The organism is Calothrix sp. PCC 7507, from assembly GCF_000316575.1.
Classification (GTDB): domain Bacteria; phylum Cyanobacteriota; class Cyanobacteriia; order Cyanobacteriales; family Nostocaceae; genus Fortiea.
The window spans coordinates 3,036,621-3,055,885 of sequence record NC_019682.1; the positions used below are offsets into that span (position 1 = coordinate 3,036,621).

Annotated in this window: 19 protein-coding genes and 1 CRISPR repeat array; of the genes, 9 read left to right on the forward strand and 10 right to left on the reverse strand. The window is 39.3% G+C overall.

Annotation, left to right across the window (positions count from 1 at the left end; translation table 11 throughout):
* Nucleotides 1-130 precede the first annotated feature (130 nt).
* The 9 genes from cas10 to CAL7507_RS12965 all read left to right on the forward strand — a co-directional run bounded on the left by cas10 (nt 131) and on the right by CAL7507_RS12965 (nt 8,994).
* Nucleotides 131-2,437 carry a type III-B CRISPR-associated protein Cas10/Cmr2 gene (gene cas10, locus CAL7507_RS12925; RefSeq protein ID WP_015128920.1) on the forward strand — a complete coding sequence of 769 codons (2,307 nt, stop codon included), beginning with the start codon at nt 131-133 and terminating at the stop codon, nt 2,435-2,437.
* Nucleotides 2,434-3,147, forward strand: a complete 714-nt coding sequence (locus CAL7507_RS12930; protein WP_015128921.1) for an RAMP superfamily CRISPR-associated protein — start codon at nt 2,434-2,436, stop codon at nt 3,145-3,147. The genes cas10 and CAL7507_RS12930 overlap by 4 nt, the downstream gene beginning before the upstream one ends.
* Nucleotides 3,144-4,418 carry a CRISPR-associated RAMP protein Csx10 gene (gene csx10 / locus CAL7507_RS12935; protein ID WP_015128922.1) on the forward strand — a complete coding sequence of 425 codons (1,275 nt, stop codon included), beginning with the start codon at nt 3,144-3,146 and terminating at the stop codon, nt 4,416-4,418. Before CAL7507_RS12930 ends, csx10 begins: the two co-directional genes overlap by 4 nt.
* The gene (locus CAL7507_RS12940; RefSeq protein ID WP_015128923.1) at nt 4,415-4,897 is read left to right on the forward strand and encodes a hypothetical protein; all 483 of its coding nucleotides are present in this window, start codon (nt 4,415-4,417) and stop codon (nt 4,895-4,897) included. Before csx10 ends, CAL7507_RS12940 begins: the two co-directional genes overlap by 4 nt.
* Before the next feature lie 5 nt (nt 4,898-4,902).
* Complete coding sequence (csx7, locus tag CAL7507_RS12945; protein WP_015128924.1) at nt 4,903-5,763, forward strand: CRISPR-associated RAMP protein Csx7; 861 nt, start codon at nt 4,903-4,905, stop codon at nt 5,761-5,763.
* A gap of 8 nt (nt 5,764-5,771) precedes the next feature.
* On the forward strand, nt 5,772-6,749 hold the full coding sequence (locus CAL7507_RS12950; RefSeq protein ID WP_015128925.1) for an RAMP superfamily CRISPR-associated protein: 978 nt from the start codon (nt 5,772-5,774) through the stop codon (nt 6,747-6,749).
* On the forward strand, nt 6,746-7,183 hold the full coding sequence (locus CAL7507_RS12955) for a hypothetical protein (protein ID WP_015128926.1): 438 nt from the start codon (nt 6,746-6,748) through the stop codon (nt 7,181-7,183). Before CAL7507_RS12950 ends, CAL7507_RS12955 begins: the two co-directional genes overlap by 4 nt.
* 22 nt (nt 7,184-7,205) lie before the next feature.
* Nucleotides 7,206-8,282: an RAMP superfamily CRISPR-associated protein gene (locus CAL7507_RS12960; RefSeq protein ID WP_015128927.1), complete on the forward strand. Its 1,077-nt coding sequence runs from the start codon at nt 7,206-7,208 to the stop codon at nt 8,280-8,282.
* A 67-nt stretch (nt 8,283-8,349) separates the two neighbouring features.
* On the forward strand, nt 8,350-8,994 hold the full coding sequence (locus tag CAL7507_RS12965) for a hypothetical protein (protein ID WP_015128928.1): 645 nt from the start codon (nt 8,350-8,352) through the stop codon (nt 8,992-8,994).
* Nucleotides 8,995-9,005: 11 nt separating this feature from the next.
* Here the strand turns inward: CAL7507_RS12965 and CAL7507_RS12970 are convergent, their stop codons facing one another.
* From CAL7507_RS12970 to cas1 (CAL7507_RS13015), 10 genes are all read right to left on the reverse strand, one after another.
* Nucleotides 9,006-9,824 (reverse strand): hypothetical protein, encoded by an 819-nt coding sequence (locus CAL7507_RS12970; RefSeq protein ID WP_015128929.1) that lies wholly within the window; start codon nt 9,822-9,824, stop codon nt 9,006-9,008.
* A gap of 108 nt (nt 9,825-9,932) precedes the next feature.
* Nucleotides 9,933-11,045, reverse strand: a complete 1,113-nt coding sequence (gene cas6 / locus CAL7507_RS12975; protein ID WP_015128930.1) for a CRISPR-associated endoribonuclease Cas6 — start codon at nt 11,043-11,045, stop codon at nt 9,933-9,935.
* A 205-nt stretch (nt 11,046-11,250) separates the two neighbouring features.
* Nucleotides 11,251-11,487, reverse strand: coding sequence for a hypothetical protein (locus CAL7507_RS12980; RefSeq protein WP_015128931.1), 237 nt, complete (start codon nt 11,485-11,487; stop codon nt 11,251-11,253).
* Nucleotides 11,488-11,611: 124 nt separating this feature from the next.
* Nucleotides 11,612-11,914: a hypothetical protein gene (locus tag CAL7507_RS12985; RefSeq protein ID WP_015128932.1), complete on the reverse strand. Its 303-nt coding sequence runs from the start codon at nt 11,912-11,914 to the stop codon at nt 11,612-11,614.
* An 82-nt stretch (nt 11,915-11,996) separates the two neighbouring features.
* Complete coding sequence (locus tag CAL7507_RS12990; RefSeq protein ID WP_015128933.1) at nt 11,997-12,266, reverse strand: hypothetical protein; 270 nt, start codon at nt 12,264-12,266, stop codon at nt 11,997-11,999.
* 130 nt (nt 12,267-12,396) lie between these two features.
* Nucleotides 12,397-12,675, reverse strand: coding sequence for a CRISPR-associated endonuclease Cas2 (cas2, locus tag CAL7507_RS12995; protein WP_042342121.1), 279 nt, complete (start codon nt 12,673-12,675; stop codon nt 12,397-12,399).
* Nucleotides 12,675-13,715, reverse strand: coding sequence for a CRISPR-associated endonuclease Cas1 (gene cas1 / locus CAL7507_RS13000; RefSeq protein WP_015128935.1), 1,041 nt, complete (start codon nt 13,713-13,715; stop codon nt 12,675-12,677). Before cas1 (CAL7507_RS13000) ends, cas2 begins: the two co-directional genes overlap by 1 nt.
* A gap of 163 nt (nt 13,716-13,878) precedes the next feature.
* Nucleotides 13,879-14,304, reverse strand: a complete 426-nt coding sequence (locus tag CAL7507_RS13005; RefSeq protein WP_015128936.1) for an HNH endonuclease — start codon at nt 14,302-14,304, stop codon at nt 13,879-13,881.
* The gene (locus tag CAL7507_RS13010) at nt 14,304-14,705 is read right to left on the reverse strand and encodes a hypothetical protein (protein ID WP_015128937.1); all 402 of its coding nucleotides are present in this window, start codon (nt 14,703-14,705) and stop codon (nt 14,304-14,306) included. Before CAL7507_RS13010 ends, CAL7507_RS13005 begins: the two co-directional genes overlap by 1 nt.
* A 93-nt stretch (nt 14,706-14,798) precedes the next feature.
* Nucleotides 14,799-16,438: a CRISPR direct-repeat array (repeat unit 35 nt; unit sequence GTTTCCATCCCCGTGAGGGGTAAAGGAATTAAAAC).
* A gap of 386 nt (nt 16,439-16,824) precedes the next feature.
* Nucleotides 16,825-18,846, reverse strand: a complete 2,022-nt coding sequence (gene cas1, locus CAL7507_RS13015; RefSeq protein ID WP_015128938.1) for a CRISPR-associated endonuclease Cas1 — start codon at nt 18,844-18,846, stop codon at nt 16,825-16,827.
* Between the last annotated feature and the right edge of the window lie 419 nt (nt 18,847-19,265).

Consider the following 19,265-nt stretch of genomic DNA (forward strand, 5'->3'; position numbering starts at 1 on the left):
CTGGCAACTTCGGTATGAAATAGTGTAGATAGTTAAAAGATAAAAATATTACCATTCTTATAAAATCTGTTCGAGTAGAAAATCAGTGCCGATAGGTGGGTAATGACTGCTCAATACCTTATTGAACGCCATGACAAACGATTCTCGCACACGAATAATTACTGCGATCGCCTGGTGTCTTACTTGGGGCGAAAAGCACAATCTCAATCAGGATGAACTCAGTACGTTGCATCAAATACGACAGGCTTTGCAAAAAGGGCAGGATGTGCCGGAAAGTATAAAATCTGTTGTTAAACAGGCACAGCGACTCTACAATACTTTTGAAGACCTTACCCCCAAAACAGTCAATGAGTTAAAGGAAAAGGACGATTATTTAAAACTTTGGGAAGATAAAACGCGTATTGGCTTGGTTTATGGTGGTGCGACAAAAATCAAACAATATGTTTTTGAAGCGGCGAAATTACCGGATATTCGTGGTGCTTCAGCACTCCTTGACAGGATAAACTTGGTTGATTTACGTGCGTTTTTTGGTGATTATAATGAGCAAGATTCAAGTTTAGTTGAGAATATCAAGCGGTGGTTAGATACTAATTTTCCTAATTTAAGAAAAGCTTTAATTCCTGAGTTAATTATTTATTCTACAGGTGGTAGCATTCTGGCATTTTGTCCGGCGGCATTTGTTGATGATTTAGCGAATGCCATTGAAAAACGCTATACTCACGAAACTCTAACTGCTAATTCCTGTGCTGTTGGCGATACTTTTAAGTTATTAGAATTTCGATTTGGTTTGTTGCAAGACAAAATAGAAGATACTTTCTGGTTTGATAAGTACGAGAAGAACCAAGACAATCCGATAATTCGGGCTTATTTTGATCAATCAGAAGTTAACGATCCTTTTGAAAGGTTCCAAAATCGCAAGAACTTTAATGAACTGGTGGGAAAGTTAGCCAACCAATTCACACAAAGACGCAATGGTAATCATACACCAAACCGTCCAAGTCGCTGCTATCCACCAATATTTGAAACTCATCCTTATGTGCAACGAGATGAAAGCGATCGCCGTTCTGCAATAATGAAGGTAGAGTTTCCAAATAGCCGTTTTTTGTCAGAACCTTTAGCACGAAAACGCTTGGTAGGCGAGATAGCTAAACGCGAAAGTTCTCGTGCTTGGTATGACGATGCTAAGTTGGAATGGGAGCCTTTTGATATTCCTAGCTGGGTAAATAAGTTTGAGAAATTTATCAATAAAAAGGATAATCAACAATTAGCTAATCTATATTATGGTGCCGTCAATAAAGTAGAAGAAGCACGTTCTCTGAGAGAAATTGCATCAGCCAGCACTCCATCAGGATTTGTGGCTTATATCTACGCTGATGGTAACAATATGGGTGGCTATATTCGTCAGAAAATTAAGACACCACAAGATTATCGGCTTTTTAGTGAAGATATTTTTACTGCTACAGAGAAATCTGTTTACAAAGCTTTAGCTCAATATTTGCATCCTTATCAATATACACCTGATGCTAAATCTAGCAGAACTAACAAAGAACCTGTTTGGATTCATCCTTTTGAAATTATTACTATTGGTGGTGATGATGTATTACTAGTCGTTCCAGCAAATAAAGCTTTAGAAATTTCTAAAGCTATTGGTGATGAGTTTGAAGATATTTTGTGGAGAACTGATCGTTATTCATTACAGCAGACAACACCTAATTTATTAGCTCATCGCTACACTACAGGTAATATACCACCAGCTTCTAAATGTCTGTTGAGTATGTCAACAGGGGTGTTAATCACAGCGCAGGATACGCCAATTTATTATGCAGACAAACTGGTAAGTCAACTACTAAAATCGGCAAAGAAGTATGCGAAGGAATTAAAGAAAGACCACAAATATTATGGTGGAACAGTAGATTTTCTAGTTATGAAAGCTGTAACGATGATTTCCTCAAATATTAAGGAGTTTCGAGAACAGGGATTAATCAAAAATAAAGATGGACAATCCAAGTTAAAGCTTTATGCTTCTCCTTATACATTATATGAATTAGGTGGACTGTTAGAAACTGCTAAAGCTTTTAAAAAAGCGGAATTTCCTCGATCGCAACTTTACCAAATTCGCAGTTTACTAGAACGAGGTAAGCGTACAGCTATTCTGAACTATCGCTATTTTCGGATTCGTTTGACGAATGAAGCAGCTAAACAAGAGTTAAAAAAACAATTTGAATCAGCTTGGTGTCAACCAAAAGAATCATCTAATAATGGAAATTTAGCACCTTGGATGTCTTTACAAGAAACTAATTCACAAGATGCAAATAATTCCAAAATGACTTATGAAACTATTTGGCGAGAATTAGTTGATTTGTATCCATTTATTGCCGAAGCAGCAGATAGTACCGATGAATCTATACAATCAACTGCACCAGAGGTAAGGCAATGATTTATTTAGACAACCTTTCTTCTGTTGAAACTGATACTATCCGACTTAACGCTGTAATTGATACTGCATTGTGTGTGGGTGCTGGTGGTTCCTCTGGTTCATTAGCAGATAAACCCATCGTCCGTAATGCACGAGGACAACTCCTCATACCCGCTTCGCAACTTAAAGGAAGATTGCGTCATGAATGCGAAAAGCTAGCACGTAGTTTAGGATGGCAAATATTTTCTGCACCTTCAGCGCAGTTACTTTGTCCGACTGAAGAACAAGTATCGAGTCAGTTTAGAAACGATTATCAAATTGAAGGCTACCGAGGATATCACTGTTTTGTTTCTAAAATATTTGGCGATCCAATTTTACCTTCACGGGTTATTGTTGATGACTTGATTTGCTCTTTTGCAGCAGAGGATTTAGAAGAAGTTTTGCGTCCTGGTGTAACAATTAACCGCAAAAGACGTACCGCAGAAGAGAAGAAATTATATTTATTAGAAACTTCTCCAGTCAATACTCAACTGAGTTTTGAAGGAAAAATTCATCTGTTACCAAATTGTCCCAATTATGCCAAACCTCTGATAATTGCAGCTTTACATCATATTCACGCCTTGGGTGGTAGCAAATCTGCGGGGTTAGGATGGTTGCATTGGGAGGGACTACCAACCATTTCTAGTGATGATGAAGTTTGGTTAAGTTTATTACCAAAGGCGGAATCATGACACGATTGGAATTAACTATCACAGCTTTCTCTCCCCTCGCACCAGGACGACAAAAACCCGGTGGTTCGGTTAGTGAGGTGGAAAACTATATTTCTGGTTCGGTGCTGCGGGGTGCGATCGCTTCCCAAATCTTACAACTATCTGGTCAGCAGTCAGCAAATTTAGCAGAGGATGGTGGTAATTTTCAAACTCTATTTTTAGGGGAAAATCCGGCGATTTTTGGGAATGCTTACCCCGCAGTTACGAAAATAGACAATGAATCGACAGATGTAAATCAGCAAATCAAGGTTTTACCTGCAACTGCTGTTAGTTCCAAAACCAATCCAGGCTTTACTTCTAGTCGCGGACACGGAGTTTTTGATACTCTCATCGATGCCTTTTGTGCAGCAGCCTATAATCAACCTTACGACCCCAGCGACCCCAAAGCGATCGCACAAGGAACAAACCCCCAGGTCGAAACTTACAATAGTTTTTACAGCAAAGTAATAGATAAATATTACAGCCACGATGCAACTAGCCGCTTTTTGACACGAGTGGGAATTAATCGTCGTCGCACTACCGCAGAAGAAGAAATCCTTTACAGTGTGCAAGTTTTGAATGAGTCTTTTTTGAAAAATACTAAGACAGATGAATGGGATAACGTCGTATTCCGTAGTTTTGTTGTTGTTCCTGATGAAACTTTGGCTGAAGCGTTGCAAAAATTCATCGAGAGAAATTCCTACAACTTCCGTATTGGTGGTTCGGCTTCTAGAGGTTTAGGTAAGGTTAAAATAGCAGTTAACAAAGGACAATCACCAGCTAAAAGTGTTGAATCTCGAATTGAAGAGTTTAACAAAGCATTAAAAACTAGGTGGGGACTTTGGTCTATTTTCGGTCAATCTCAAGATGATTTGTTGGCAGATAGAACCTATTTCACCCTCGATTTGCAATCTGATGCTATTTTTACCGAAAATTGGCAACGCACAACGGTAGTTTCAGCCAATATGTTGAAGGAATTTGCCAAAGTTGATTCATTACCGGAAATACACGTTGCTTATAGCAGCTATGAATATCGTTCTGGCTGGAATTCTGCTTGGGGATTAATGAAAGATGTAGAACTCGTGACTAATAAAGGTTCTGTGTATTTGTTCAGCACAACCGAACCAGAGAAATGGTATGCAGCATTAGAAATTATAGAAGCAAAGGGAATAGGCGATCGCACCTGTGAAGGTTTTGGTCAGGTAGAAATTTGCAACGAGTTTCATCAAGTTTTTCGAGAGGATGCAAAATGACTCAGATATTAGACCCCAGGGTAGCGCTAAAAGTACAAAAAGCAATTCGCCAAGCCGAAGATGATTTAGTAATTGCGATTGAAACCGCTTTAGATAATTGTGAATATCATAAGGAGGATAAAAAATTGGAAGAATCGCAGTTTAATAATTTGCTGCGAGTCGCTGACACAACTGATAGTCCAGAAGTAATTAAAAATTTTATTTGTTATCAAGTTGGTAGAGATGAAAAATGGGGAAGAGGTAAAAATTCTCTTGCTGCTCAAATTATTCAAGATATCAACATTTCTTTAAAAATAAGAGCTAATGAAATTTTTACAGCTAATCCAGGCGCAGATTTAAAATATATATGGATACAACTTATTCGCCGCTATCTTGGTTACGGCTCACGTTATTTATTGTATCTTAATAAAATCAGAAAAGAGCAAAATTTATCCGTTGTTGAGCCTCGAAAAACTGAAGTAATTAGAGATGAAAAATAAAAATTATGTTTGATATTTTTAAAAATCGTTTGGAAATTACAGGAAAACTCTCTACAGTCACCGCATTACGGATTAGTGCTGGTCGTTCTACTGAGCCAATTGGGGCTGATTTACCTGTAATTAAAGACTCATTAGAACAACCATTGATTCCTGGTTCTAGCTTCAAAGGAGCATTGCGATCGCGTCTCGAAAGTTTCTTGCGAGGAATTGATATCAGTCTTGCTGGAAATCCTGCTAGTTTTACGAGTCCAACTCGCAATCAAATTATCAAAAAACTTAAAGAAGATTATCAAGATGATGCTATTTTAACTGATAAAATACTCAATCAAACAGATTTAATTTCGCGTCTTTTTGGTTCACCTTGGATTGCTAGCAAATTTCAAGTGCGAGATTTAACAGTAGATGTTGATACATGGTTTGGACAATATCAAGAACGTGATGGTGTTGCAATTGACCGCGATACAGAAACAGCAGCAGAAGGAAAACTTTATAATTTTCAAGTAGTTCCATCTGGTACAAATTTTCATTTAAAAATAGTCGTCGAGAATGCAGAAAACTGGGAGCTAGGTTTACTGATGATTGGATTACATCAATTTGAAAGCGAACAAATACCACTAGGAGGCGGACGTTCTCGTGGTTTAGGAGTAGTGAGTTTAAAAATCGATCAAATCCAATGGTTTGAGACTGAAGGCGATTCCAGAAAGCTTTTGACATATCTGCAAAATCAAGTCATAAAGAACATGAATAACTATCAATATCGTGAAGAAGAAATGGAAATACTCAAGCAAGACTGGACAGAAGCTTTAATTCTTCACTTGAGAAACTTCATATCAAGTAATTCTACAATTTCAGCTAAGACTGAGTAAATTTAGCCATGCACAAGCGATTAGTTAACCACTGTACGATTGATTTCAGTATCATTCCCGTTGGGCCAATTTTAATTAAATCAGGAAAAGAAGGTGCAGACCCAACTAAACCAAACATGGAATTTGTGGAAACTTACCACGCGGGTGGACGTTCAGTTTACCTTCCTGGAAGTTCCCTCAAAGGTGCGATTCGCGCTCATGCTGAACGTATTGTACGCACTGTAGGAAGTGATAAACGTCCCACTTCAGACCCCAAATCAGATAAATTTGAACTTTGGGCTGATGACCCTTTAAAAAATGAAAATTATGAATATTTAAAGAAATTAGCACCTGCTGAAATCTACCAACAATCTTCTTTTACTGACCAAATATTTGGTAATACTAATATTGCTAGTCGTCTCCGCATTCAAGATGCTTATCCTGATACAACTAAACCTTTGAGAATTGAAGAGCGTAATGGAGTTGCAATTGACCGCGTTTTTGGTTCTGCTGTGCGAGGTGCATTATTTAACTACGAAGTTTGTACATTCGGAGATTTTCGCACCAAAATCCACCTGAAGAATTTCTCTCTAGCACAGTTAGGGTTAATCGGCTTAGTATTGCGCGATTTAAATGACGGTTGGTTTGGTCTTGGTTTTGCCAAATCTCGCGGTATGGGTACAGTCGAATTACAATACCACTCGGCTGTAGTGCAATATCCTGGCTGTGAATTACGAGGTGATAAAATCTACGCTATTGGTAAAGAGTTAAATTGGCCAAATACTTACTTACTAGGCGCAGGAGTGTTTTTGCAAGGGAAAGAAGCAAACCCTTATAAATTTCCTGTTGATGATAAACAAGATACCATAATTACTGCCGAAGAAATGTCTTATGGTTTTGGGGTGCAGTTAACTTGGAAAGGAGAAGATGAGAGGGGTGTTCCAGATTTATTTGAACGCGCTGTTCGTCAATGGCGTGAGTTATTACCAAAAGGAGTTGGTGCATGAGTTTTGTAGGATATAAGCAAGTCTCATCTTTAGAAGAATTAAGAAACCTACTCACAGATTATTATCAGGAACGTAGTTATTATTTTTTGCGTTGGACACATCAAGTTAGTGGTATTTTAGCTGATTTACCACCAGAATTTTCCAGTCCTGAAGGAGAAATGTTTAATATAGAATTAGAGCTTCGGTGGAAGCAAAATAATGGCGGATATCAAGTGTTATTGCTCAGTCAAACTCAGCCAAAAACAGAATTAGAATTTACCCCTATTGGTAAAAACTGGAAAACTTGCGATCGCAATGCCTATTTATATGATCTAGATGAGACTAAATTCCCCAAAAGATTCATCTACCCTGAAAAACTTTCTTTAGGTCAACGCTATTTTCAAGATACTGAAACATCGACTATACATTTTGTTGCTTTAACTATAAAAACATAGAACTCTAATATTTCAGATATATATGCCTAGAAATTATAACTTTATCTCTCTACCACAACAGAAACCTGACAGATTAAACATTATAGGAAATGAAGGCAAAGATAAATTTGGACACGATCAATATCAACTCAATAATCAACGTTTTAGCGGTAAACTTTTTTTAAGTTTAATAGTTGTTTCACCTGTATCTGTAAATTCAGGTATCACCGTTATGGGTAGCGATTTAGCACAACAAACTTTAGATGCTACCTCAGCCAAATATGTTGCAACAATTAGTCTGATTCAATCTTCTGTACAACAAAATCAGCGACTTATCATTCCTGGCAGTTCTCTCAAAGGGGTTGTACGTTCAATATATGAAGCCATAACAAGAAGCTGTTTGTGTAAAACTAATGCTAAGGTTCCTGATGGCTACAGCGAGTGTAAAGATATCTCACAGCTTTGTCCGGCTTGCGTAACATTTGGTGCAATGAGTTGGTTGGGACTGGTACATTTTCATGATGCCAAATATGACCCTGATAACGATAAGCCAGGGTTCCAAACAGGATTGATTAATCCTTTGTTTTCTCCTAAACCTGAAGCTGTTGATTTAGAAACTGGTGAAAAGGTTTATTATGATAATAACAATCACATTCGCGGTCGTAAATTTTATCCCCATTCTTATGAGGAAGAAGTAAAACCAACCATTCGTATCCAACAGGCAGAATTGGGAAAAAAGTTTACAACTTATGTGAGTTATGCGAATTTAACAAAAGCGCAATTAGGAACATTATTAATTGCTTTAGGTCAAGACCCAGAAAACCGACTAGGATTAAAAATAGGTAGCGGTAAAGCTGTGGGAATGGGAACTATGAAGATAGATGTAGTTAAAATCGAGCAATTAAACATTAATCGCTACTTATCTTATAATTCAAACTCCTCAGCTTTAGAAGGTGATAAATTACAGACATTTATTTTAGACGTTATCAAATCCGCTAAACCTCAACCCGAACCTAAGCAATCGACAAATCAACCTAAAAAACCAATAAAGAAGTCTGCTAATCAAGCATTAGTACAGCTAAAACAATTACAGGAATTAAAAGAAATATTAAATATATAAATATCCCCAATTGCTTAAATAAGTTGGGGATCTGAGACTCACGTAAATAGCTTGAGGATAATAACCAGTGCAAATTAAAGAATCTTTGCCAGAAGACCAAATGTGGAATACTGCTCATGATATTGCAAATAAGCTTGTTCAAGAACAAGAGCAAATTGAACCCACTAAAGATGGTATTCGCTCTGAGTTAAATAAAATTATTGCCTATCTTCGTACTACGATTAGTCAAAATCACAATAATATAGGTGAGAATTTTTTCAAATATTTAAAAGCACTTGTTGATAACAGTAAAAGCCTAAAACGTAGTGATAAAACTCCAGATTATTATCGTAGCATTCAGAAAATTTGCACTCAACATCTGACAGCGATACAGTCAAATCCTGAAGCCATGCTAGAAGTTTTGGGGTGGTCATCTCGTCTATTCATAGCCGCTACGTTAGAAAATTTTGGCGAATCTGCCCAAACAAATCGGCAAATGGAAATCCAAACGGCTGCTAAATCTCAAAACTTGCAAGAAGGCGATGAAATAGAAGCCAATATAACAAAAATTAGTGGCAATAAAGTTACTTATCAATTATTAAATATTTTTTCTAAAACAGTAAAAGAGCCAAAATATTATACATCATTACAAATTGGGCAGACAGTCATAGTTGAAATCAATGAAATAGAAAATGGAGTTCCAAAAAAAATTAGATATATTAGACCTAAATAATGAAACAAAACCTACAAATTATGTTGACCCTCTGCTACATAAGCTGAATCTGCAACAATCCCTATCAAAGTTACAGAAGTATTTGCAGCAACATAATAGTAATCAACTCGTGCTGCTAAATTCTTCACTTCTTCAGAAAAGCCATCGATATAAATAACTAAAACAGTTGCTTTATCTAACCAGTTTAGTGCTAAGTCAATCTGATTTTTTACTTTCTCTTCTCGTTTGTTTCTAGCATCATCTTTTGATAATCCAGCAAAATCTTGTCCTTCAAGGAGCTTAGAATTAATCAAATCTAAGACAAAAATATCTCCAACTGGCTTCTTGGGTTTTCTCTTTTGATGCCAAAATCTAACTTTGGCAAAACCTCTAGTTCGCAACAGCTTACAATCATCTGGTTCTGTTGTATCATCACTAGGTAAGTAATAATCTACAGTTGTTGAACCGATTACCCTTTCGCGCTGCAAAGAACGCTTGACGCTCTCAACTTCAGACTGAACTAAATCTGCAATTTTATTCTCTACTTCTCGGTTAATTAATTGACTAGCGACTTTCTTCGCATCATCTAAATTTTTACCCACAGCAAAAGCTAAAAATCCACCTAAAAAGGCAAATACTACTAAGGTAAATTGCATCGCTGCAACAAACCTGTTAAAGCTTTCACCTAGTTGACCGTTTGTAGCTTTGAGAAATTCTAACTGGCTTTTTAATAATTCAATGTCATTGAAGTTTTTCGTCGGGGCTGATAGCGGTGTAGGGATAGGAGTTGGAGTTTGGGAAATCACCAAATCCCACAGGTGAGGTAAATCAATTGAGGGTAGCCAATCCATAGATATTTTGTTTATAGCAATTATTTATTTAATCATGCGCGATCGCATCACTCTACAAATCCAACTTTAACTAAAAGCGATCGCATCACTCTACAAATCCCACTTTAACTAATCACCCTTCAAAGCGCGTCGTGCCAACTTTACATAAGTTTTCACTGTTTCATAAGGCATCTCTAAATCTTGTGATACCACCTGCAATGAATCGCCCATTTCTCGCCGTGCTAAGATTGTCGCCCATTTTGAGGCTATTTCGTCTGCTCGTCCTCCCCCTGTCCGCTTCCGTTGTCCCTTAAAAATCTCTGTTAAATCTTCAATGCGTTTCGCCAACACAGTTTGCACATCAGGTAAATCTTGGACAACTTGAGATGACCAACCCAAACGTGTTTGTCCTAAGCCAAAGGTAGTTTTGTGACCAGTACCACAGTAAGGTGCAAGTTTCCCTAAAGCGGAAAATAATTTCTTAAATTCTGGCTGTTTGGCTGCGTCTTTAGTCAAACTCAACTCAATTGCGCCAGTGAATCCTGTGACTGCGCCTTTCTTTCCCGCCAATACTTTTGTGGTTGTTAATTGGCAACGAGTAATCAAGATATAATTATCAACCCAAGCCAAAAAAGCATCTTGGTCAACAGACATCCCCGAAAAGTCATTCCAGCGGCGTAGGTAACTATGAAATACATTTGCCGGTACTGGTAGGGGGAAGTGATGACCTTTGCGGCGAAAACTTGTAGGACTGAGAAATCTTAAAGCGATCGCCTCATTCGTCTCAGATTCTAGCAGTTGTGTATAAGTCGTGGGGGCATGGGCAATACTTACAGAGCGAATCTGCAAAGGTGCATCTTTTAAGTCCAGCACCTCTGGCAAATTTTTTACCCATTGCGCTATCCATTGAAGCACTCGACTAGATAAAGCTGTGATATACCAACGATAAGAGGTGTTTGCAGATAATTGTATTTGTCTGCCACTACTGATCATCTCTCCATTTAAAGCTGAGATAGTAAAGGGTTTCTCTGACTCCCCATCATGGAGGTAAGCAGAAAGTTCTGGGTTTGTGGAACGCACTTGTTCTAGAAACCAGGCATGTAATCCAATAGTGTATTGAGGGAAGAGGTCACAATCTTTTATGGGGACTAACTCAAATTCCAAACCGATTAACTCCGTCTCTGGCGACCATGTCAGCTGAGATGCAGGGGTATTTGGCTTGTTTTGAGAGCGTCGAGGCATGGTATCATTTGAGCCACAGTTTCTGTATTTTATCGCGTTTTCGTCCCCAGAAGGGGATAAAAATCCCTAGCAAACTGTTTGAGCGATCGGGATAAATCATTAACAAAGACGCAGGTGCTTAGACTAAGCTGATGTGCAGCTAAATTTTATCAGACGAAAACGTAAAATTATTGTAGTGTGGGCATCTTGCCCGCGCCCCATATACTCAAAGCTCAGTTTCGGGTAGCTTTTTCACTCCTTGCACATCAAAAATAATCAAGAATTTGATATTTTTGCTTGAATGTGGCAACACTTGTAAGTAAGCAACTGCATCATCACGGCGGCGAAACCGTGCAACAACATCAGACTGTTGAACACCAGAAATAACGCCAGCATTATCCAGTTTTTCGTTAGATAAAACGCGAATAATACACCACGGATGCAGTTGCTGAAAATAGGTCACTGTCGCTTTGCTCCAAGTTAAAAGAAGGATTTTTCTTTTGCCTTTTTACTTTTTACTTTTGACTTATAAAAAGACAGAGCAAGATGCTATTGACAAATTACTTAAGTGGTGGATTTGTTAGCAATCACTCAAGATGCTTAAGGTGTAACCAGTGCAAAACTTGTTCAGGAATCTCCTCGAAATGTTCGAGCAAAAAATCCATCAAAGCCAGATGCAATAAATCATTATGTGTGGGATAACGTCGATTAGAGCCATTTCTAAACCAGCCTCGAACTGTTGAATCAGAACGGGAACATATCAAGGCAATTAATTCATAACTTACAGCCCATTTTGCATAAAATTGTGTCGGTGTCATGCTGAAATCCCAATTGCTATAGAGTAAAATCAGATGTCGTTCGCGTGTGGTGATTCGACGAATATTAGACATGATAAAAAAGTAAAAAGTAAAAAGGCAAAAGAAAGTAGTAGGTTGGGTTAAGCAACGAAACCCAACATTTTTTAGCACTCAATCAATGCGAATCTAAATGGGTAATGATGATCCTCTGCTCCTCCATATAATGCCAGTAAAAGCGTTTCGCCATTGATGCAGAAGAACTCCAAATCTCGCCATCTTTGCAATGATATCGATGGGTTCTTAAGCTGCGATATGTAGGCCCGTTATTAGCGAAACATTCAAAAGCTTTGTCGTATGTCTTGCGGTCTTTTGGAGATAATAAATCAAGTTGTTTTTGGGCTTTTGTAGCGAAAATCAAACGGAACTTGATAGATTGAATGTGCATTCAAAAGTTTCCGAATGTCCAAACTTGACCGAAAGCGTAGAAACTTTTGCACAGGTGGAGCGCGTGCTTTTTTCCCAGCGTTCATTTTGGTATGATTACTGTAGTTAATACTTGGTCAAAATTGCTTCAGCTAAACGATAAACGCTGCGTCGTCTACTACAAATTCAGGTTGTGTTCCCAACACTGCGACCTTGCAACGATTATGTGCAGACATGGGGTAAAATCTCACTTGGTCTTCGCGTTTATTCACGAGTCGGAAGAGGTATTTGGATAGGATTTCGTACTGTTTTTCATCCAACACGCACTCGAAAACCGACTTTTGCACCCGCAAACCGTAAGCTTCTAGAAGTTTCGCCACTTTATTGCGACGGGTATCGCTCACGATGTCGTAGCAAACCAAATAAAACATCATCTTTTCACCAACTTTAGGGGAACAGTTTGCGGTTTAATGGTGTTGGCGAAGTTTGAATTTGTAGGACGAAACTTTAACGCCAGGGGACGATAAAATTCCACATCTCCCAGTAAAGATGCAAGATATTCCCTTACTTGTAAGTCGAGACATTGACGATAACTTATTTCTCCGGCGTAAGGATGCAGTATGAAGGTTCGCAGTCTTGCTTCCCAATGTTGGAGAAAGTTTTGCAGAAGTTTATGTGAGTGGCTTTTCCCGTTACCGTTACCATTGGTGTTAGTCAGATTGCGAACAAAGTTTAACACCATGTCATCAACTATCGGGGCGTGAAATTCTGCGGTGAAATCCCATGCTAAGGGCAGTTCGTGATGACCATCGCGGTGTAAAATTGCATAGTTGGGGTTAAGTCCTGCAGTATTGAGCAGTGTGTAAATATATTGATGTAGCAGTTGATTTCCCAGGTTTATTAGTCCACTAGTGCGCTTTGCATTTGTAAAGCTAGACCCATTGTGGAAACTGAATAGAGAAGCAACGGCGCAGTAATAGATATTATCAGCTTCTTTGCTGTATTCTTGCAGTTCTGCGATTCTTGGTGCTAATGGTAAGTTGTCCATCAACAGCGTTAGGTAATTTAATGCGCGTTGGATTGTGTAATCGGTGTAGTGGCGAGTCCAACTTTGCAGAAAAGTATGTTGGTTGTGCAATTTTGCCCAGATAATACTTTCTGCTGTAGCGCGATTAAATTCATTATCCCGTGCGCGTCTGCGTTGGTATGTGAGATATTTCGCTGGTAGTTGAGATGGGTTTTCTAGCCGTCCTAAATATTCACCAGTTTGGGTGAGATATAAGATGGGAATGTGATGTGAATGAATGATTTTGATTACTTCTTTTGGTAAGCTTATATTACCAAAAATAATGAATTGGCTGATGTTGCGGATGGGAATAGAGATGCGTTGGTTTTGTTGATGAAACACCTTTAAATAATGGTGTTGAATTTGGAATGATACGTCTTGTTCTGTGATGTAAATGGTAGACATAAATTGAAACCAACTAGGTTTAGTTGTAGGTGAGAAAGTTTTCTTTCCTTACCTATATTTCAATTTTGTCAGGTTGATATATGCGTTCGTGTTTGCGTAAGGGCTATTTTTATATGACTTCGTATATGGGTTATATGAGTTGCTTAAAAGGCAAATAGCAATCCTAATTCTCTGGTGGATGCAGATTTGCGCTCTTCAATAAACGGCGTAGATTGACAACACCAAAGCGGTTCAAACGCAAAGCTTCAACCGTTGCTCGACTACAAGCTGTTTTACCAATCACCTGGGTAAAATCATCACTCCAGCTAAAATGTTCGCTCCAAATTTGCTGTCGAGGATTATATAGTGCAATTTTCTCTCCCGTTTCTGGATCGGTTGCCTGAGTTTTGGTATGTTTATGACTATTGCAGCCAAAGCAACTCCAAGCAAGATTTTCTAAAACTGTTTCCCCAGCTGCTTGTCGGGGTTTTATATGCTCAACGGTAAAACTCTCAGTGGCAAATTGCTCCCAACAACGACAATACTCGCAGTAACCACGGGCACGAGCTGCAACAATACGCCTCATTGATTCTGGGGTTCGCTCTGACATTAGGCGACGTTGCTGTGTTTAGGCAAGAACTCGTTAATTAGCACTTTCAAATCAACTTTGCGAAGTTGAGCCAGTTTTATCAATGCTTCTGCACGTTCCGCATCTTGTTGTTCGACGCGCTCAACGTATATTAGTAGCTCTTGATGCTCTGTGTCTGTAATTACTCCAATCTCGTTTTGCTGACGCAGATAAGCCAATCTATTTTGTTCTTCAGGAGACAGACGGTTTTGAATAATTTGCAGCAAAGCAGCTTCGCTGATTTGAGGGTTTGGTGCTTCTGATACCTGTAAAGCTTCGTGAGAAAGGGCTTCTAAAAATTCGACAGCCTTTACTAAAGATTCTCTTGGTAATTGTTCGAGTAAAGCGATCGCTCTTTTACGAATTTCTGTAGGTACAGCCATTATTACCTGACCTCGTTTGCTTCTAGTTTAGATTGTAACCATCTTGCCCTGCTTTCTATTATGCGATCGCACTCCATCCTCTCAAACAAAGAGGTTTTCATCCCCGTGAGGGGTAAAGGAATTAAAACGTAAAAACCCGCACAGTCGGGGAAAGAATGGAAGTTAGTTTCCATCCCCGTGAGGGGTAAAGGAATTAAAACAGTGCGCGGCGGGGCTGTACGAAGAAGAATGCAAGCGGGTTTCCATCCCCGTGAGGGGTAAAGGAATTAAAACCGCATCTTGCGCAACGCAAGTTGATAAATACGCTTAAAGTTTCCATCCCCGTGAGGGGTAAAGGAATTAAAACAATGCAACAATATATTTCAGCCTGCAATAAGGCAGGAGTTTCCATCCCCGTGAGGGGTAAAGGAATTAAAACATAAGAGATATTCATATAGCTATAGGTGTCTTATTAGACGGTTTCCATCCCCGTGAGGGGTAAAGGAATTAAAACAGGTGGAGCTGGAATACAAAACCAGCCTAAAGACAATAGTTTCCATCCCCGTGAGGGGTAAAGGAATTAAAACCCGTGTAGTTCGTCCCTGCCCATGCACAGCTAAGTAGTTTCCATCCCCGTGAGGGGTAAAGGAATTAAAACATGCCACGGCTTCCGAGGTCGTTCCTCCCACTGTAGTTTCCATCCCCGTGAGGGGTAAAGGAATTAAAACAAAAACGGAAGTGGTGCGGGAGATGAAAGTAATACAACGTTAAGTTTCCATCCCCGTGAGGGGTAAAGGAATTAAAACTCTTTGTGGTATCGGATATTTTTCTGAAAACCACGGCAACTGTTTCCATCCCCGTGAGGGGTAAAGGAATTAAAACCAGCAGCTAAAGAAGCAGAAAATTCTGCACAGACGACAGTTTCCATCCCCGTGAGGGGTAAAGGAATTAAAACAAGATGGTTTGAAGTTTTTGCTAGGAATTGAAAAAGAAGTTTCCATCCCCGTGAGGGGTAAAGGAATTAAAACTTGGTTTTAGTAATTATATTTTTATAATCATTAAAACGTTTCCATCCCCGTGAGGGGTAAAGGAATTAAAACGCCCACATTGAGAAACCAACAAGTTCAGGGTGAAAAGTTTCCATCCCCGTGAGGGGTAAAGGAATTAAAACAGCTACGCTAAAGAGTGTGCTAAAGCTCTTGAAAGAGGTTTCCATCCCCGTGAGGGGTAAAGGAATTAAAACAGTTCGATTGCTTGCGCTACTTGCGCAAGCAATCAGAAGGTTTCCATCCCCGTGAGGGGTAAAGGAATTAAAACTTTATAGACCAGAATCCGTCAATAAGTAATTTTCAATTGTTTCCATCCCCGTGAGGGGTAAAGGAATTAAAACCAAAGAGGCTGCCGTTAGCCTCGCAAATAGCATTTTTTACCAGTTTCCATCCCCGTGAGGGGTAAAGGAATTAAAACACCGTTCCCGCTTCATCTATTATGATGCCGAAACCTTGTTTCCATCCCCGTGAGGGGTAAAGGAATTAAAACAACGAAGCTATGCTTCAGTGCCTCAACCTCGCCATTGTTTCCATCCCCGTGAGGGGTAAAGGAATTAAAACAGCTATCTAAACAACCCTTTTGTCTTAAATGATAAAGGTTTCCATCCCCGTGAGGGGTAAAGGAATTAAAACAATTGAAGAAGAACTACTAGTGGACGGAAGTCCACTAGTTTCCATCCCCGTGAGGGGTAAAGGAATTAAAACCCTACCCATTTAGAAGCCTTATGCAGACAGGGTTACAGATACCCATTTTCGCGGGGGGTCTAATTTACCTGTCAGTAAGCTACATTTATTGAGAATTTAGTCCTAGTAGAACCTTCTCAAAAGCTTACTGAGAAAGCTTTCCGCGGGGGTCAACGAAATCATCAGGGTTTCACGGATCGCCTGACCCCCGCGAAAAATTTACGTACACAAAGTCAAAACAAGTACTTTGAGATTCACTTGGAAACGTCAGATTAAGTTTTCAAGGTTCTGTTTGTTGTTTTACATGGTATCACAAAGTACTCTGACTGTTCACAGCATCAAACACGAACTTAACATAAGTTTTCTCTACTACCGCCCCGGTTATGCAAGGTTATTTGTGGAACACTTTATTTCTCCCAAATCATCGGGCGATACACTTCCACTTCACCCTTCAAGCATGAAATGTATTCCCGTACCTGCAACTCAAGGGCGCGACGGTATACTACTTTCTGTCCAGTATGAGGATGCGTCACTTCTGATTGCAATTTCTCTTCCCAATGCTTCAGAAACTTCTTGAGTGCGTGAGGCTGAAAATACACTCCATTTCGTTCATCAGGTAATGTAAAATCATCAATTGTAAAAACTTCCGAATTGACTAAATAAACTGTCAAAGAATCGACTAAGCCAGCACGCCATTCTTCCATCAAATCAGAAACTAGTGCTGGATGATGATCGCGGGGGACGTGTAAATTCCCAAAATGAGTATGCAATCCTACAGATTGGATAAACGAATAAACATTTTGGCTTAATAGAGTGTACCCCAAACTGAGCATACTATTAATTGGGTCAGTGGGTGGACGCTTGGTACGCTTTTCAAACGTAAACGAACCAGAAAATAAATTTCCCAGTGCTTGAAAATAAATTGTCGCCGCCCTTCCTTCATATCCCCGCAGCACATCCATATTATCTGCAAAAGGTAGTTTACTCATCAAAATCTCTAATTCATTAGATGCCTTTTTAATGATTGTTTCATCTACATTTTTAGATTTTTGACGACGGTTTAACCGCATGAGTAAGATTCGGGAATTATGTATTTTTGCTTTAACTATCGCCTCAGCTTGACGACGTGTAAACTCAGAATTTTGACAACGCTCAACCTGTAACATCAAATATTCCACCCTAGCTTCACCTTCTGCTTGCAATCTGCCAAAATATCTCCCTTTTTGCGACAAATACATAATCGGAATCCGTCGCCGCAATGCCATGCTCACAGCACCATGTGATACATTACAAGAGCCAAATAAAACAATATTACTCACCCGTGATACTGGAACTTTAATCCGCAATTCACCTTGATAATAAACTTGAAACTGCTGATTTTTGACACTTAAATATGCGCCTTGGTCAGTTATATATAAAGTAGTCATGGTTTCCTGCCAATAATGAGATAAAGATGCTTGAGGAAAATTACTCGGCTTGTCGATGCTGCAAGCTTTGGGAGGATGAGAAACTGGTTTCGCTGGTTTGGGTTTTGTGCGAAAGTAGGGTGTACCCGAATCATTAATTACCCATTCACCTTGGCGTATAGGTTGGGGTGGCGGTGGTGCATAAACTTCACCGCCAGCAAAGCGATAACCCAAGAAGGTAAACTCTTCATTGGGAGTAAAAATCTGTGTCTTTTCTGGTTGGAGAGTTAAATAAACCTCTCCCAACCAAGTGGTAATTTTGTCGAGGATACGGTTTGCTTCTTGCCAACTATTACAGGCGATGACAAAATCATCTCCATACCGCACCAAGTTAATGCTTTGACTGAGACATTTCCGGTCAAAATTAGTGAGATATAAATTGGCTAATGCACCAGAAAGTATCCCACCTTGTAATACTCCCTTGCCAAAGTTACGATATTGCCCAGCGATGATAATTCCTGAGTGCAACTGTTGTTCTAACAAACATAAGACAATTGGTTCTAGTGATAATTCGTCTAAAGCAGTTAACAGCAATGCCCAAGAAAGATTATCAAAAAAATCAGCAATGTCGGTTTTGATGATCCATTTTGGTTGATACTGGTAATATCCATATAAATGTTGTACTGCTTGGTGGATATTGTGTCCGGGACGATAGGCGTAGCTGCAATCAAGAAAGGTATCTTCTAAAGGAAAATACAATTCATCGAGTAGCAAGCGCTGGATAATTCTATCCCGCACGGTAGGGATACCAATTAACCGCTTACTGCCGTTTTTTTTGGGTATGTAAAAGCCTTTGGCGGGGCTGGCTGTGTAAGTTTCGTCGTACAGTTGATTGGCGATGTTCTGTAATTGTTCGGTAGCCATTGACTCGAATAATTCAACAGAAATCCCATCAATACCCGCAGTCTTACTTCCCGCACGGACTTGTAACCATGCGAAATGGAGATGTTCGAGTGTGAACATGAGATTCAAGTTAAAAGTTAAAAGTTAAAAGGTAAAAGAAGGAAGAGTATATAGCGTTAACTTAAGACCTGGCGAATAGAATTCGCGCGCCACTTGCTACAAGTCGGGGAACCCGCTGTTAGCACGTGGCTTGGCTACACAGGCGAAGTCCGCGGAGGCGAACTAACAAGAAATTAGGTTTTTTAACCCACGGAGGCGGTCACTGAGCTTGTCGAAGTGTGGGTTTTGTTTGTGTAGACGCGGTTTCTAACCGCCGATTTCACGTTAAGTTGACTTGATTGCATTGCATCCCACTTTTACCCTTTAATTTAATTGTTACAGTCCTATATATGGGTTCGTGTATGGGTTATTTGATTTTGTATATGACTTCGTATATGACTTTTAAGACAGCCGTTACAGACTGCAGACGAGTGTTTATA

Coding starts and splice junctions, on each gene's coding strand:
- CAL7507_RS13010 (WP_015128937.1), bottom strand. CDS start 14,705: ATGGCTGTACCTACAGAAATTCGTAAAAGAGCGATCGCTTTACTCGAA.
- cas1 (WP_015128938.1), bottom strand. CDS start 18,846: ATGTTCACACTCGAACATCTCCATTTCGCATGGTTACAAGTCCGTGCG.
- cas6 (WP_015128930.1), bottom strand. CDS start 11,045: ATGCCTCGACGCTCTCAAAACAAGCCAAATACCCCTGCATCTCAGCTG.
- csx10 (WP_015128922.1), top strand. CDS start 3,144: ATGACACGATTGGAATTAACTATCACAGCTTTCTCTCCCCTCGCACCA.
- cas2 (WP_042342121.1), bottom strand. CDS start 12,675: ATGTTTTATTTGGTTTGCTACGACATCGTGAGCGATACCCGTCGCAAT.
- csx7 (WP_015128924.1), top strand. CDS start 4,903: ATGTTTGATATTTTTAAAAATCGTTTGGAAATTACAGGAAAACTCTCT.
- CAL7507_RS12950 (WP_015128925.1), top strand. CDS start 5,772: ATGCACAAGCGATTAGTTAACCACTGTACGATTGATTTCAGTATCATT.
- CAL7507_RS12990 (WP_015128933.1), bottom strand. CDS start 12,266: ATGCACATTCAATCTATCAAGTTCCGTTTGATTTTCGCTACAAAAGCC.
- CAL7507_RS13005 (WP_015128936.1), bottom strand. CDS start 14,304: ATGTCAGAGCGAACCCCAGAATCAATGAGGCGTATTGTTGCAGCTCGT.
- cas10 (WP_015128920.1), top strand. CDS start 131: ATGACAAACGATTCTCGCACACGAATAATTACTGCGATCGCCTGGTGT.
- CAL7507_RS12970 (WP_015128929.1), bottom strand. CDS start 9,824: ATGGATTGGCTACCCTCAATTGATTTACCTCACCTGTGGGATTTGGTG.
- CAL7507_RS12955 (WP_015128926.1), top strand. CDS start 6,746: ATGAGTTTTGTAGGATATAAGCAAGTCTCATCTTTAGAAGAATTAAGA.
- CAL7507_RS12940 (WP_015128923.1), top strand. CDS start 4,415: ATGACTCAGATATTAGACCCCAGGGTAGCGCTAAAAGTACAAAAAGCA.
- CAL7507_RS12960 (WP_015128927.1), top strand. CDS start 7,206: ATGCCTAGAAATTATAACTTTATCTCTCTACCACAACAGAAACCTGAC.
- CAL7507_RS12930 (WP_015128921.1), top strand. CDS start 2,434: ATGATTTATTTAGACAACCTTTCTTCTGTTGAAACTGATACTATCCGA.
- CAL7507_RS12985 (WP_015128932.1), bottom strand. CDS start 11,914: ATGTCTAATATTCGTCGAATCACCACACGCGAACGACATCTGATTTTA.
- cas1 (WP_015128935.1), bottom strand. CDS start 13,715: ATGTCTACCATTTACATCACAGAACAAGACGTATCATTCCAAATTCAA.